Genomic DNA, 14,891 nt, shown 5'->3' with positions numbered 1-14,891 from the left:
CCCATCCAACCCCCTCCTTCGACGCTCCGCACCTCAGGATGAGGGCGTGGATGGGAAGAACCGCGTCGAGCAGGCTGTCAGAACGCCTCCTCGTCCTCCGGGATCACGTCCACCTCCACCGTCAGCTTCTGCGCGCCCGCCGAGGAGACGATGCCGTCGATGGGGGCGACGTCGCCGTAATCGCGCCCGCGCGCCACGACGATATGGTCGTCGCGCACCACGCAATCGTTGGTCGGGTCGAGGCCGATCCAGCCGAGTTCCGCCCCGCACCACAGCGCGACCCAGGCGTGGCTCGCATCGGCACCGCGCAGGCGCGGTCGGCCCGGTGGCGGGCGGGTGCGGAGATAGCCGCTGACATAGGCCGCGGGCAGACCCAGACCGCGCAGCCCCGCGATCATCACATGGGCGAAATCCTGGCAGACGCCCGCCCTCAGGGCGAAGGCTTCGGCGAGAGGCGTCGAGACGGTCGTGGCCTTGGCGTCGAAGCGAAAATCCGTACGGATGCGGGTCATCAGCTCGACGGCGCCGCCATAGGCGCTGCGGCCCGGCGCGAAGCTCGCGCGGGCATAGTCGGTCACCGACGGATCGAGGGGCACGCGCTGGCTGCGGAACTGGAAATGGGCCGGTCCGTCCGGGCCGAGGCTCGGCAGCGCCAGCGCCGCGTCGCGCACGGCCTCCCAGGACGGGCCGGATTCCGGCGGCGGCGGCGGCGGACGCTCGACCGAGACGCGCGAGAAGGCCTCGACCGTGAAGGTCTCGTGCGGCTCGTCGAGGACGAGGCTGATCGTGTCGAGGCCGAAGAAGTCGCGCCGCTCCAAGCGGCTCTTCGGGGCGGGGCTGACCGCGACATTGCTCTCCAGCACGGTCTGCCCGCCCCCGTCGCGGGGGCGCAGGCGCAGGGTGCAGCGCGCGTAGCGGACCTTGCGGGCGTAGCGGTAGGTGGTGAGGTGGCGAAGTCCGTAGATCACGCGAGACCCGTCAGCTTCTCGGGTCGCAACGCCTCGGCGCCGCTGGGGAAGTAGCGGCCGGCGATGCCGTCGGCGAGGCGCTCCAGCTCGTTGGCGAGACGCTCCAGGGCCGGGCCGTCGATCTCGGCGGCCTGCCCGGTCTGGAAGGTGCCGGCGAGGGTCAGGGCTTGGCGGCGATGGGGCTCGGGCAGGCCGTCCGCGGCGATGGCCGGGAGCGCGTCGAGATGGGCGACGATCGCGGCGACCTGGAAGGCGGCCGAGCGCGGGTTGTAGGGATCGAGCACGCCCATGTCGCAGACCGCGTCGCGGCTGACGCCGGCGAGGTAGCGGGCGCCGTAGGCGATCTGCGAATCGACGAGGGCGAGCATCACGCCGAGATCCTCGGCGGTGGCATCCTCCCCGCAGAAGGTGGCGGCGAAGCTGCAAGTGTTGATCGCACGCTCGACCCGACGGCCCATATCGACGAAACGCCAGCCCGCCCCGTGGTTCATGTTCTCGTGGGCGAGGCCGGTGAGTGCCGAGAGATGGCCGAGCGCCCGCTCGGCCCGGCCGCGCAGCTGCGCTTCGGTCGGGGTGAAGACCTCGCTGAAGACCAGCGTATCGCGCAGGTCCGCGAGCGAGCGCCACGCCTCCGCCGGCAGCCGCTCGCGCAGCGAGGCGGCGATGCGGCGCGCCTCGAGGGCGTGGTTGAGGGCCGAGCCGTAATGGGCGCGCCCGCTCAGCGCCTCCTGGGCCAGGATGGCGGTGGGAAGATCGGCGGCCTCGACGCTGTGCCATTCCATCAGCAGGGCGCGGATGCGCTTGGCCGTCGGCGCGTCGTCGGCGGCGCAGGGATCGGCGGTGATCGCCTCGCCGAAACCGCCGAGATGGGCCTGGACGAGGCGGATCACGGCCTCGGCGCGCTCCAGGTAGCGCCCGAGCCAGAACAGGTTGTCGGCGGCCCGCGACGGCAGGTGCCCGGCGACGCGGCGGATGCGGGGCGGCGTCGAGAGCACCAGGGTCGGCGCGTCGACGGGGGTGTCCGACAGGATCCAGACATCGGCCGCGCGGATGCCGGCCCGCATCTCGCTGGGATCGGCGTCCTCGCGCTCGGCGACGCGGCAGAAGGCGCTCGGCAGCACCCGCCATCCCTCCGGCGTCGCGGCGGCGAAGACCCGCATCACGAAGGGCCGCGCGACGAGGCGGCCGTCCTGCCAGGTCGGCATGGTCGAGAGGGGCACCGGCTCCTGGGCCACCCAATCGAAGGCGCGCTCGTTCAGCGCGGCGAGCGCCGTCTCGCGGGCCGCGCCGAAGGCGACGGGCGCGAGGATCGCGTCGCGCTCGGGGCCGCGCACGGCGGTCGCGGCCGGGCGCAGGGTCAAGGCGTCGAGATGCGCCAGGGTGTGGGCGAGGCCCTGGGGATCGCCGCACCACCAGGTGCGGGGGCCGGACAGGCGCAGGCTCTCGCCGGTCAGCGCCTCGGCGATCCGGGGCAGGTAGGGGCTGAGCGCTGCGGATTCGAGCACGCCGGCACCCGGCATGTTGCCCATCACCACGCCGCCCCGGCGCATCACCTCGAGAATGCCGGGCACGCCGAGGCGCGAATCGGTGCGCAGTTCCAGCGGATCGAGATAATCGGCGTCGATCCGGCGCCAGAGCGCGTCGGCGCGCTTCAAGCCCGCGACGGTGCGCACGTGGACGAGGCCGTCGCTGACCACGAGGTCGTCGCCCTCGACGAGGAGGAAGCCGAGATAGCGCGCGAGGGCGGCCTGCTCGACATAGGTGCTGCTGTAGGGGCCGGAGGTCAGCAGGCAGATGCGCGGATCGCTGCGATCGCAGGCGGCGGCGAGGCCGGAGCGGAACGCCTGGAAGAAGCCCGGCAGGCGGACGACGTGGAGGTCGGCGAACAGGTCCGGGAAGGCCCGGGCCAGCACCATGCGGTTCTCGAGGGCGTAACCGAGGCCCGACGGCGCCTGGGTCCGGTCGGCCAGGACCTGCCAGCGCCCATCCGGTCCGCGGCCGATATCGGCGGCATAGATCGGCAGCCAGCGTCCGCCCGGCGGGCTCATGCCCTGGGCCGGGCGTAGATATTCCGGGCTGCCGGCCACGACGCCGGCGGGCAGCAGCCCCTCGGCCACGAGCCGGCCGGGCCCGTAGATGTCGGCGACGATGCGCTCCATCAGCCCGGCGCGCTGGACGATGCCCGCCGACAGCTCCGCCCATTCGGCCGCGCCGATGACGAGCGGCAGCGAGCCCAGCGGCCAGGGATGCTCCTGCTTGTCGCCGTAGACCCGGTAGGAGATGCCCGCATCGCGGATATGCCGCTCGGCGGAGAGGAAGCGGGCGCCGATCTCGCGGTCGTCGAGGCGGCCGAGCCGGTCGAGGAAGCGCGGCCACGCTCCGTGAAAGCGACCGTCCGGGCCGACGAGCTCGTCGGCGAGGCCGGAGCGCGGGGCATAGCCCTCCGTCCAGCGGCGGATGCGCGCCGCCGCATCGTCGGCCGCCCAGGCCGGGTCGGGCCGCGCGGGCCCGTCCGCGAGGGCGGCCGAGGCACTCATCGGGGCGCGGGGGTGCGCAGGTCGAGGGTGAGCGGGAACTCGGTCGTCCGCTCCTCGGGCGGCATCGCCACGGTCCCGGGGGTGTGGCCCATGGCCTCGAAGCGGGCCAGGCGCCGGCCTTCCGCCTCGTAGGCGTTGACCGGGAAGCTCTCGTAATTGCGCCCGCCGGGATGGCTCACATGGTAGCGGCAGCCGCCGAGCGAGCGGCCGCTCCAGGCGTCCAGGATGTCGAAGGTCAGCGGACCGTGCGGCGGAATCGTCGGGTGGAGGGAGGAGGCCGGCTGCCACGCCTTGAAGCGCAGGCCGGCCACCGCCTCGCCGCTGGCGCCGGTCGGCGTCATCGGCAGGCGTCGCCCGTTGCAGGCGATCACGTGCCGGCCGGGCACGAAGCCCTCGACCTTCACCTGAAGCCGCTCGACGGATGCGTCCACGAAGCGCACGGTCCCCCCGGCGGTCCCTTCTTCGCCCAGCACGTGCCAGGGCTCCAAGGCCTGGCGCAGCTCCAGGCCGACCCCGCCCTGCTCGACCCGGCCGAAGACGGGGAAGCGGAACTCGCGCTGCGCGACGAAGGCCTGGGGATCGAACTCGTAGCCGCCCGCGCGGAGGTCTTCCAGCACCGAGAGGAAGTCAGCCCAGAGGAAATGCGGGAGCATGAAGCGATCGTGGAGCGCCGTGCCCCATCTGACACAGGAACCCGTCTGCGGCTCGCGCCAGAGCCAGGCCACGATGGCCCGCAGCAGCACCTGCTGGGCGAGGCTCATGCGCGCGTCCGGCGGCATCTCGAAGGAACGGAATTCGAGGAGGCCGAGCCGCCCCGTGGGACCGTCCGGCGAGAACAGCTTGTCGATGCAGATCTCCGCCCGGTGGGTGTTGCCGGTCACGTCCGCCAGGATGTTGCGGAACAGCCGGTCGACCAGCCAGTGCGGGATGTTGGCCTCCCCCGGTCCCGGCACCTGGGCCATGGCGATCTCAAGTTCGTAGAGACCGTCGTGGCGCGCCTCGTCCATGCGCGGCGCCTGGCTCGTCGGGCCGACATAGAGGCCCGCGAACAGGTACGAGAGCGAGGGGTGGCGCTGCCAGGTGAGCACGAGGCTCTTGAGTAGATCCGGCCGGCGCAGGAACGGTGAGTCCGCCGGGCTCGCGCCGCCGAGCACGACGTGGTTGCCCCCGCCCGTGCCGGTGTGGCGCCCGTCGATCATGAACTTCTCGGCGCCCAGCCGGGTCTGGCGCGCCTCGTCGTAGAGACCGCGGGTGATGTCGACCGCCTCGCGCCAGGAGGCGGCGGGATGGACGTTCACCTCGATCACGCCGGGATCGGGCGTCACCTTGATGACGGAGAGGCGCGGATCGTAGGGCGGCTCGTAGCCCTCGATATGGAGGGTCCGGCCGACCGTCTCCGCCGCCCGCTCCAGATGACCGACGAGGTCGAGATAATCGTCGGCCCGCTCCAGCGGCGGCATGAACACGCAGAGCACGCCGTCGCGCGGCTCGATGGCCAAAGCCGTGCGCACGGCGACGCCCGTGATGCCGGCGCCGTTGGCGCGGTCGGCGCCCTTCGGCAGCGGCGCCCCCGGCTCCCTCGGCAGGTCGCCGCGATCCTCGAGCGGGTCCTGCGGGTGGTAATAGGGGTAGGAATCCGGAGGCACGTAGGGCAGCGAGCCGAGCGGCAGGCGGAAGCCCATCGGCGAGTCGCCGGGGCTGAGATAGGCCCCGCCCCGGCGGAACGCCCAGCTTTCCGAGATCCAGGCCCGCCCCTCGCCCGCGGCGAGGTTGGCCAGCGGCAGCACGTAGCCGACCGGCTCGCCGAGGCCGCGCTCGAAGACGCGCTTGAAGCGGGCATCGGCCTCGACGCTGCCGGTGCGGGGCGCCGTGGTCGTGACATTGACCGGAAGCTCGCTCTCGCGGCTCTTCCAGTAGACCGCGTCCTCGTAGGCCGGAAAGATGAAGCGGGCGAGGTCGAGCCGCTCGGCGAGCGCCCCGATCAGCGCCTTCGCATCCGCGATGGTGGCGCCCTTCGGGCCGTTCTCCGCCGCGATCAGCGCGGCATTCTTCCAGATCGGAAGCCCGTCCTTGCGCCAGTACAGGGCGAAGGCCCAGCGCGGCAGGCTCTCGCCCGGATACCATTTACCCTGGCCGTAATGCAGCATGCCGCCCGGCGCGAACCGGTCGCGCAGGCGCCGGATCAGCGTATCGGCGCGGCCGCGCTTGGTCGGCCCCACCGCCGCGACGTTCCACTCGGGCGATTCGAAATCGTCGATCGAGACGAAGGTCGGCTCGCCGCCCATGGTGAGCCGCACGTCCTGGGCGGTCAGATCGGCGTCGATGCGCTCGCCGAGGGTGTCCATGGCCGACCAGACGTCGTCCGAGAACGGCTTGGTGATACGCGGGGCCTCGGCCACGCGGGTGATCTTCATCTCATAGGAAAAGTCGACCTCCGCCGGCTCGGCGAGGCCGGAGATCGGGGCGGCCCCGTGATAATGGGGCGTGGCGGCCAGCGGAATGTGGCCCTCGCCGGTCAGCAGCCCGGAGGTGGCGTCGAACCCGATCCAGCCCGCGCCCGGCAGATAGACCTCGGCCCAGGCATGCAGATCGGTGAAGTCGGTGGTGGTGCCCGCAGGTCCATCGACCGCCGTGGTGTCCGGCACGAGCTGGATCAGGTAGCCGGAGACGAAGCGGGCCGCGAAGCCGAGGCGGCGCAGCACCTGCACCAGCAGCCATGCCGAATCGCGGCAGGAGCCGCTGCCGAGCGTCAGCGTCTCGGCCGGCGTCTGCACGCCGGGCTCCATCCGCACGCCGTAGGCGACGTGCGCGCGCACCAGTTCGTTGAGCGCGACGAGGAAGGTCACCGTGTGGGTCTCGTCCGGCACCCGCTTCAGGAAGGCGTCGATCTCCGGCCCCCGCGCATCGTCGAGAGCGAGATAGGGGGCGAGTGCGATCCGCAGGTCGTCGTCGTAGGCGAAGGGATGTCGCTCGGCGTAACTCTCGACGAAGAAGTCGAACGGGTTGATGACCGCCAGATCGGCGGTGAGATCGATCTCGACCCGGAACTCGGTGGTCTTCTCCGGAAAGACGAGGCGGGCGAGCCAATTGCCGCTCGGATCCTGCTGCCAATTGATGAAGTGGTTTTCGGGGGTCACCTTCAGCGCGTAGGCCGGCACCCGGCTGCGGGTATGCGGCGCCGGACGCAGGCGGATCGTCTGCGGCCCCAGCGCGATCGGCCGATCGTAGCGATAATGCGTGACGTGGTGCAGGGCGGCTTGGATCGACACGGAATCTCCGGGCGTCTCGTCTGATCTCGAACGGTCTCGCGGCGCGGCCGGCCGAATGGGTCTGTCGCGCTTATACGCCCGCAGCGGGGCGGAGCGTGCGGGAAAAGCAAGAAGCATGCATCGGAGGCTGCCGGAGCGACATCGGTGGAACCGCTGCCGCGATCGGCTCTTTGAGTCCTGCAGGGGCCCGATCCTTGCGGGACCGCAAGTCCTGCGGGGCTCTGCGCCTCACCGGATGCCCGAACGATTCACGCTCTCGGCGGGAGCGGAACCCATGAAAATCTTCCAGTGTCAGGCCTGCGACCAGCCGGTCAGCTTCGAGAGCACCGTGTGCGAGAGCTGCGAGCGGCGGCTCGGCTATGTCTGCGACCGGCATGCCGTCTCGGCCCTGGAGCCCTGCGGCGAGGACGGGCGCGGGCCGCTGTTTCGCGCCTACGCGCATCTGGGGCGCAAGTACCGCTTCTGTGCCAACGCTGCCTACGATGCCTGCAACTGGATGGTGCCGGAGGAATCCGACGAGCCCTACTGCGTCACCTGCCGCCACAACCGCGTGGTGCCGGACCTGACCGTCTCGGCGAATGTCGTGCGCTGGCGCCAGATCGAGGCCGCCAAGCATCGGCTGTTCTACTCCCTGCTGCGGCTCGAACTGCCGCTGGTGACGCGGGTCCAATATTCCGACGGCCTCGCCTTCGACTTCCTGGTCGATCCGGCCGAGACGCAGTCTCCCGGCCCCCCGGTCATGACCGGCCATCTCGACGGCCTCATCACCCTCTCGATCGCGGAGGCCGACGACGTCGAGCGCGAGCGGCGGCGCAAGCTGTTCGGCGAGTTCTACCGGACGCTGCTCGGCCATTTCCGCCACGAGATCGGACATTACTTCTGGAATCTACTGGTCCGGTTCGATGCGAGCCTGCCGCTCTTCCGCGCTCTGTTCGGCGATGAGAGCGTCGATTACGGCCTGAGCCTGCAACGCTACCACGCCAACGGACCGACGCCGCGCTGGGAGGAATCCTTCGTCTCGGCCTACGCGACCGCCCATCCGTGGGAGGACTTCGCCGAAACCTTCGCCCATTACCTGCACATCGTCGACACGCTGGAGACGGCCAACGCCTTCGAGATCCGGGTGCGCCCGAAGCTTCGCACCGGCGGCGACGGGGCGAGTGCGGTGACGGTCGATTTCGACCCCTACGAGACGCCGGACTTCCAGCGCGTGATCGAGGCGTGGATGCCCCTGACCTACGCGGTCAACTCGCTCAACCGCTCCATGGGCCAGCCGCCGCTCTACCCGTTCACCCTGACGCCCGCGGTGATCGCCAAGCTCGCCTTCGTGCACGAGCGCATCTACGCCGCGCGCATGCCCGGCGGGATGGAGATCGCCAGCGCCGAGATGCTGAAGGCGGTCATTGCCGGCCTGCGCCAACGGGTGGCGGCGCCGACGCTCTGAGCGGCTTTCAGGCTCTCCCCGTCATCGCGAGGCGGAGAGCCGGAGCGATCCGGGGCGCGCCTCCCCTCTAGAGGCGGGACCGTGCCGTTGGGACGGTCTCCGCGCGCCCTTCCTGAACCATGCGGAGCACGGGTGTGCTTCAGCCCCGCCCCGCAATCACGGGGAAGGGTTTGATCCCCCTTCCGCGATCACTCCACCGGCGCTGCGGCCTTCGGTGCGGCGGGCTTGGGCGCGGCGGGCTTGGCGGGAGCCGGACCGGTGGTGCCCGTGGCGGTCGGGCCGTTGGCGCTCGCGGCGGCCGGGGGCTTCGGCGCCCATTCGGCATCGGCGCGCGGACCGTTCGGGCCGTTGGTCGGGCCGGCAAGCTGACCGGGCGCCATATCGGAGACCTTCTTCCAGGTCTGCGATTGGCACAGGAAGGCGATGAGGCAGCCCTTGACGGTCAGCTCCTCCGGCTCCTCCGACCAGATCGTCACGTCGTAGAACTTGCCGTCCTCGGCGTTGTAGATCTTGCCCTCGTAGCGGGCATCCTCGTTGAGCTTCAGTCCGAGGATGAGCTGATGGCCGAGCGAGGCGCGGGCGCGCTTCTTGGGATCGGGATTGCGGAAATCCACCCGCGGCTTGCCCTCGTCGTTGTTGGGCACCTTCAGCCACACGGCGTAGCCGCACAGATTCTTCTCCTGCGGGCCGCATTTCTCGACGCGGATGCGCGCCTTGCCGTCCTGGGTCAGCCACGTGCCGGAGGGATCGCGATGCGGCGCGGCCGCGGCGGGCGCGGCCATGACGGCCGTCAGGGCGGCGAGCGCGGCCGCGCCATAAGCCGTGCGAAAGGAGGCTAGGGCCGCCGAGAGTCCAAAGATCATGAAGTCATCCCCGTTTCGGCACGGCGGCCTGCGCCGCCCGTTCCGACATCAGTCCGGCCGCGATGGGTCCGGGTGGCGAGGGGCTCGATTTCCGTAGCCCGTTGCCGTCTGGCCGCAGCCATCGAACGGGAAGGTGACCGGATCATGACCGTATGGCGGCGTCCGGAAGCAATTCCCAGCACCATCCGCCGCGGCACAGCCGCAGCGAGGGTTGCGGCCAAGCCTTCAACGAGAAAGGGGCCGGCGCGTCGGCGCCAGCCCCATTCGTTCCACGCGAGACGTCTCCGGCCGGGTCATTACCCCGGCGCGAATTACTCCGCCGGGGTGATGTCGGCGGTGAAGTGACCGCACCAATCCTTGGAAGCCACCACCGGCCACAGGCCCTGGCTCTGCGGCTCGGGCTGGCTCACCGGCGGGTTGAAACGGCACAGGCCCACATCGCCCGAGCCCTGGCCGGCATTGGTCTTGTGCTCGTCGAAGAAGCGGCAGCTCTGGCAGGCGGCGCTGGTGTTGCTCGACATGAGGTCACTCCGTTGGTTCTAGCGGCGTCCGGCACGGAACCGGCTGCCTTCGAGTTTGTAATTAGAGTGATTCCAATGAGGCGTCAAGCAGCTTAGAACGATTCTCGTTTGTGAGCCGGACACACGATTGCGTGCGCAGCCGATGCGCCGGTTCGATCCGGACATGCAGGAAAGGCATTGCTGCGCGCGGACGCCGCGCGCGGCGGACAGCGGCGCCCGCGACAAGAGGTTAAGATCCGGTTAACGTCGGCCCCGCTCTTGCACGATGATCCGTGTCGGAGCCGGAGTGGCGAGCATGGATCGATCCAGGACGCGGGACAGTGCCGAAACGGATCGCGTTCGTGCCGATGCGAAACCGGCGGGTCGTTCGCTCGTCGTGGTGGCCCAACCCGGTCCGTCGTCCCGGATCCGGGGCGGACGCCCGCTCGCGGAATTTCTCACCCAACTGATCGTCAGCGCCGATCCGGCCCTGCGTCCGGCCCGGTCCGAACGCACGAAGGCCGCGGTCGCGCTTTACGCGCGGACCGCGGCCTTCGAACGGGGCTGACGCCCTTGAGACCTTGGAAGTCCGAATAGGCGCCGAGGCGCCGGGCCGATCAGGCTTCGGCCGACTTCACCTTCAGCACCTGGCGACCGCGATACATGCCGGTCTTCAGGTCGACGTGGTGCGGACGACGCAGCTCGCCGGAATCCTTGTCCTCGACATAGGTCGGGGCCTTCAGGGCGTCGGCCGAGCGGCGCATGCCGCGGCGGGAGGGGGAAGTCTTTCGCTTCGGAACGGCCATGGGAGTACCTCAGGCTAATAGGGCGCCCGAGGGATCCTCATCCGAGGATCGCCGACGGCACCGCGTGCGTGACGGAGATTCGAGGCGGGCTGTATAGCGACACCGATGGCGACTGGCTAGTCGTTCCGGGCGGGTGTCCTACGCAGGCTGCCGAGGGGTGGATCAGGGCGTGCCGGGGAGGGCCGAGGCTTCGAGAACCGGGGCGGCGGCGGGCTTGCGGGCGACGGTCACCGGGCGAGCGGCGGCGGCCAGCACGATTTCCGAGGGACGGCGCGGGGGCAGCGGAACCTCGACGGCATCGTTGGCCGCAAGCGTGTGCGGATCCGCCTGAGTCGGGGAGGTGACGGCCGGGGCGGCGGTGTAGGCGACGGGAGGGGTCTGAACGAAGGCGCCCTGAGTCGCCGCGAACTGAGTCGCCGCGAACTGGGCCGAAGCGACTTGGACGGGCTCAGAGGCGCCGAAAAGGGCGGCCGGCCGGCGCGGGGGCAGCGGCACCTCGACGGCATCGGCCGGCGCGGTGCCGGGCGCAGCGTAGGCCAAGGCCTGGCTGCCGACGGCGGGCGCACTGCCGCGCAGGGCGAACATACCATCGAAGCCGGTGGCGGATTTCGCCGTCGAGGCCGCGGCCACGCGTGTGACGGTCGGCGGCGCAACGGGCTCTTGCGGCACGTCCGCCTCGATCCCCAGGCGTTTGGCGACGTAATAGTAGCCGCGATTGTAGTAACGGTAGGCTTGCTCCAGATCGCCCTTGGCGGCGCGGTAGGCGCCGGCCAGATAGGCGATGCCGTATTTCAGGTTGGTGTCGGGATCGTAGAGCCCGGCGGCGTCGCCGCTATAGCCGAGGCCGCGGGCGGTGGCGTGCTTGATCTGCATCAGGCCGAGGGCCGAGCCGCCCTTGGCGCGGGAATTGTAGTTGCTCTCGCGCTTGACCACGCGGTGCACGAACTCGGCGGGCACCTTGTTGGCGCGGGCATGCTCGGCGATCAGCGCGTCGATGTTGTCACGTGCCGCGCCCTCTTGGACCGCCTGGGCGAGAACCGGCGCCGGTACGGCGGCGGCGAGCAGGGCGGCGAGGATAAGGCGCATGCGAGACCCGTGGTTTTTTCTACGGCTCAGTTTGTGCCCCGAGCGGTCGGGTCGAAATGAGGCGGGAACGTGAATTTCCGGCGCCGGGGCCCCTCTATCCCCGGCCTTGGCTCTCCCCTGTCGCCGGAATGGCACAGCTTTGGCCGATGACGGCGCCGCTTCGGGCCCCGTGCGGTCTCACACGGCGCCGAGGACGAGGCGCTCGATCGCCTGCGCGAAGCCATCCGAATCGTTGTCGCCGGTCACGGCGTGGGCGGCCTCCCGCACCGTCGGGTCGGCATTCCCCATGGCGATGGCGAGACCGCTCGCGCGGAACATCGCCACGTCGTTGCCCGCATCCCCCAGCGTCGCGATCCGCTCCGTGGGGATGCCCAGGCGCCGCCCGAGATCGCGCACGAAGCCGCCCTTGTCGGTGCCGGGCGGGGTCACGTCGAGATAATAGGCCTGCGAGCGATGCACCGCCGCCCGGGTGCCGAGATCGCCCGCGAGCGACGTCTCGATCGCGGCGAGCCGGTCGTGGTCGCGGCTGACACCGACGATCTTGGCCGCATGCGTCAGGAGCGGCGCGAGGTCGGCGGTCACCTTCGGCTCGGCACGGAGCGTGCGCCGCTCCAGATCGACATAGGGCGCCTTCGGGTCGCGCAGGTGCCAGGCGCCGCCGGCGAAGACCCAGGCATCGATTCCCTCGGCCGCGAACCGCGCGACCGCCGCGCGCGCGGCCGCCTCCGGGATCAGCACATCGGACAGGATGCCGAGATCGGGCCCACAGACGGTGCTGCCGTTGAAGGCGCCCATCGGCAGGCGCAGATCGAGGGCGTCGACGAGGCTCGCCAGGCCGACCGGCGGGCGGCTCGACGCCACGGTGAAGCCGATCCCCGCCTCGCCCAGCCGGCGCACCGCCGCGATGGCTGCCGGGGTCAGGTTCTTGTCGGTGGTCACCAGGGTGCCGTCGACGTCGGAGACGACGAGGGCGATGCCGGCCGGCTTGCGCATTCCGTATCCTATCCGCAGAGGTCGCCGGGCGAACGCCCGAGCCGGGTCGCCACCGCCGCGACGATGGCCTCGGGCCCCTCTTCGATGCCCACCGTGATCGGATCCTCGTCCGGCCCGGGCGGCTCGAGGGCAGCGAACTGGCTATCGAGGAGGACCGCCGGCATGAAGTGGCCGTGCCGGGCCGCGATCCGCCGGCCGATCAGGTCACGGCTCCCTTCGAGGTAGACGATGCGCACCCGCGTCGGGTCCCCGATCAGCGCCCGGCGATAGCGGCGTTTGAGGGCGGAGCAGGCCACCACCCCGCCCTCCCCGGTCGCGAGCTGCCGGTCGATCCAGCCGCGGATGAGTGCGAGCCAGGGCCCGCGGGCTTGATCGTCGAGGGGATGGCCCGCGGACATCCGCGCGACGCTCTCCGGCGTGTGGAAATCGTCGCCGTCGACGAAGGGCAGGCCGAGCCGCTCGGCGAGCAGCGAGGCGACCGTGCTCTTGCCGGAACCCGACACCCCGGTCACCACCAGCACGATGGGCATGGCGGCTTCGCCCTCACCCATGCCGGACCGCCCTGGCCTCGCGCATGAACTCTCTCTTCTCCGTAGGCAGGTCCGAATCCTGCTCGTCATCGGCGTCGAGAACGCGGTCGAGCAGGCGGCGCGGACCGAGGATCATGTCGAAATAATCGTACTCGCCCGGTCGGTCGTTCGACATCAGGAACTGGAAGTGCATCCGGAATGGCCGGAAGCGGACCTTGGCATAGGTCTCCGGGGAGATGATGTCGCGGAAGCGCGCCGAGCGGATGATCGGGTTGGCCACGATCGTGTCCGGTGCCAGGCCGAGATCGAGGTCCGAAGCCGGGTTGAAGCCCGGGAAGTTCATCCAGTCCTGCGGCGCGCAGTAATCGACCCAGATCAACCGGCGGCAGGTGACGAGACGCGCGACCTCCGCCCGCAACCCCCGCGCCCGCGGCTTCAGGGCCGCCAGCGGCAGAGCCGAGCCCAGGGTGACGAGCCCGAGGCTCGGGCCGTCGGTCGCGCCGAGGCGGGCGTCGCGGGCGATCACGCGGGCCGCGACCTCCACGGCGGTGAGCGCGCCCGAGGAATGGCCCACGATCAGGATTTCGTCCGGCGGGCCCGGGAGATCGGGGGCACGCAGCCGCGCCAGCACATGATCGGCGAAGCTGTCGAGGCGGCGCTCATAATCATCGCGCGAGCCCCGTCCATGCTGCCACTTGAACACCCAGTCGTTCACGAGCTGCCAGAAGAAGATACGGTTGAGCCTCGCCTCCATCGCGACGAACAGCGCGATCACGACGAGGAGGCCGATCGGCACCATGGCCAGGGCCGGCAGGTTCAGGCCGATGGCACCGCCCTCCCCCAGGACGGCATGGGCCACGCAGGCCATTCCGCCCGCCGCCGCGGCGAAGATCAGGATCGTGACCAGCGGGTAGACGATGACGTTCCCGAACTTCCAGTTCAGCCGGTAGAACGCGATCAGCAAACCGGCTTGCACGGTATAGGCCGTGCAGGCGAGCGCCACGCTGAGGAATTTCGAGCGGGCGAAATCGCGGGCGACGATGTCGTCCCAGAGCAGAACTTCGTAGGTGGTCTCGGCTCCCCCGGTCTCGGCATGCGCTCCGATGCGCCAAGTTTGCACGAGAGGCGCTTGCACGAGAGGCGCTTCGACGAGGGGGGCTGGGGCGGGAGGCCCGCCCGGCGCCGAACCCTCCGCCGTCGTGCGGAGCGCCCCGGCCTCGGCCCGGCCGATCTCGCGCCGCGTCTGGCCGAACACCTTGGCGTAGCGGGTCAATTCGCGCACGAAGAGCAGCCGGTAGCGGCTGCGCGCCTCGGGGTCATAGCCCGGCAGGTAGAAGACGTGGCGTCGCCTGACCGCGCCCGGGCGCGGATCGGGCACGCCGGGCGGTGTGTGGCTGACGCGTTTCGACATCCCTGCCTGCGGATCGGCCGCGCGGTTCGGCCTGGCAGTCCGCTTAGCGCAACCGCGCCGCCCGGCAAATGCCCTTCGAAGCCCGGGACAAGTGTGGGCAACGGGGACGGCGAGACGGAGGATACGGTCCCGAAGCCGGTGTGGCGGCGTCGCCACGGACAGCTTGACCGTTTTCGCGCTAGGCAGCCCATGAGAGAAACCGTCAGGCAAACCTGAATGCGCGTCACTGCAACACTCCTCGTCACCGCATTCGCGGTGTCGGGGTGCTCGATGCTTCCGACCTCGGGTCCGACGGCGCGGGCGATCGACGGGGGCGCCGACATCGCCACCGCCGAGGGCGTGCTGGCCCGCTACGAGATCATCGACGTCGATCCCGCCATCGTCGAGGCCCTGCGCACCCGCCCGCTCGACAGCCTCCTCGTCACCTTCGGCGACAACCGCCCCGCCGCCACGCCGCTCATCGGCGTCGGCGATTCCGTGGCCG

General features: G+C 70.6%; 12 protein-coding genes and 1 pseudogene. 3 read left to right on the top strand and 10 right to left on the bottom strand.

Annotated elements, in window-relative coordinates; genetic code table 11:
- Positions 1-77: 77 nt before the first annotated feature.
- The 3 genes from MFF26_RS21170 to MFF26_RS21160 are packed head-to-tail and all read right to left on the bottom strand — an operon-like array spanning position 78 to position 6,774.
- Positions 78-968, bottom strand: coding sequence for a transglutaminase family protein (locus tag MFF26_RS21170; RefSeq protein WP_137830542.1), 891 nt, complete (start codon positions 966-968; stop codon positions 78-80).
- Positions 965-3,505, bottom strand: coding sequence for a circularly permuted type 2 ATP-grasp protein (locus MFF26_RS21165; protein ID WP_137830543.1), 2,541 nt, complete (start codon positions 3,503-3,505; stop codon positions 965-967). The genes MFF26_RS21170 and MFF26_RS21165 overlap by 4 nt, the downstream gene beginning before the upstream one ends.
- Positions 3,502-6,774 carry a transglutaminase family protein gene (locus MFF26_RS21160; RefSeq protein WP_238308503.1) on the bottom strand — a complete coding sequence of 1,091 codons (3,273 nt, stop codon included), beginning with the start codon at positions 6,772-6,774 and terminating at the stop codon, positions 3,502-3,504. Before MFF26_RS21160 ends, MFF26_RS21165 begins: the two co-directional genes overlap by 4 nt.
- A 274-nt stretch (positions 6,775-7,048) precedes the next feature.
- On the opposite strand from MFF26_RS21160, the gene MFF26_RS21155 reads away from it, so the two are divergent.
- Positions 7,049-8,218, top strand: coding sequence for a zinc-binding metallopeptidase family protein (locus MFF26_RS21155; protein WP_137830544.1), 1,170 nt, complete (start codon positions 7,049-7,051; stop codon positions 8,216-8,218).
- A 188-nt stretch (positions 8,219-8,406) separates the two neighbouring features.
- Here MFF26_RS21155 and MFF26_RS21150 read toward each other — a convergent pair whose 3' ends face one another.
- The gene (locus tag MFF26_RS21150; protein ID WP_238308502.1) at positions 8,407-9,081 is read right to left on the bottom strand and encodes a DUF2147 domain-containing protein; all 675 of its coding nucleotides are present in this window, start codon (positions 9,079-9,081) and stop codon (positions 8,407-8,409) included.
- 311 nt (positions 9,082-9,392) lie between these two features.
- Entirely contained in the window at positions 9,393-9,602 is a 210-nt protein-coding gene (locus tag MFF26_RS21145; RefSeq protein WP_137830546.1) for a hypothetical protein, read from the bottom strand.
- Between the two features lie 295 nt (positions 9,603-9,897).
- On the opposite strand from MFF26_RS21145, the gene MFF26_RS21140 reads away from it, so the two are divergent.
- Complete coding sequence (locus tag MFF26_RS21140; RefSeq protein ID WP_137830547.1) at positions 9,898-10,149, top strand: hypothetical protein; 252 nt, start codon at positions 9,898-9,900, stop codon at positions 10,147-10,149.
- 49 nt (positions 10,150-10,198) lie between these two features.
- Here MFF26_RS21140 and rpmF read toward each other — a convergent pair whose 3' ends face one another.
- The 5 genes from rpmF to MFF26_RS21115 form a co-directional block, all read right to left on the bottom strand.
- On the bottom strand, positions 10,199-10,387 hold the full coding sequence (rpmF, locus tag MFF26_RS21135; protein ID WP_091945606.1) for a 50S ribosomal protein L32: 189 nt from the start codon (positions 10,385-10,387) through the stop codon (positions 10,199-10,201).
- A gap of 162 nt (positions 10,388-10,549) precedes the next feature.
- Positions 10,550-11,473, bottom strand: coding sequence for a transglycosylase SLT domain-containing protein (locus MFF26_RS21130; RefSeq protein WP_137830548.1), 924 nt, complete (start codon positions 11,471-11,473; stop codon positions 10,550-10,552).
- 177 nt (positions 11,474-11,650) lie between these two features.
- Positions 11,651-12,466, bottom strand: a complete 816-nt coding sequence (locus MFF26_RS21125; protein ID WP_137830549.1) for a Cof-type HAD-IIB family hydrolase — start codon at positions 12,464-12,466, stop codon at positions 11,651-11,653.
- 8 nt (positions 12,467-12,474) lie between these two features.
- Entirely contained in the window at positions 12,475-13,017 is a 543-nt protein-coding gene (locus MFF26_RS21120; protein ID WP_137830550.1) for a gluconokinase, read from the bottom strand.
- The gene (locus tag MFF26_RS21115) at positions 13,010-14,407 is read right to left on the bottom strand and encodes an alpha/beta hydrolase (RefSeq protein ID WP_238308501.1); all 1,398 of its coding nucleotides are present in this window, start codon (positions 14,405-14,407) and stop codon (positions 13,010-13,012) included. The genes MFF26_RS21120 and MFF26_RS21115 overlap by 8 nt, the downstream gene beginning before the upstream one ends.
- A gap of 216 nt (positions 14,408-14,623) precedes the next feature.
- On the opposite strand from MFF26_RS21115, the pseudogene MFF26_RS21110 reads away from it, so the two are divergent.
- A pseudogene (locus MFF26_RS21110) lies at positions 14,624-14,891 on the top strand (polysaccharide biosynthesis/export family protein); the annotation flags it as partial.

Source organism: Methylorubrum suomiense, assembly GCF_022179765.1.
GTDB lineage: Bacteria > Pseudomonadota > Alphaproteobacteria > Rhizobiales > Beijerinckiaceae > Methylobacterium > Methylobacterium suomiense.
The sequence above is the reverse complement of the archived record's forward strand: the minus strand, read 5'-3'. Positions and strand labels throughout refer to the sequence as shown.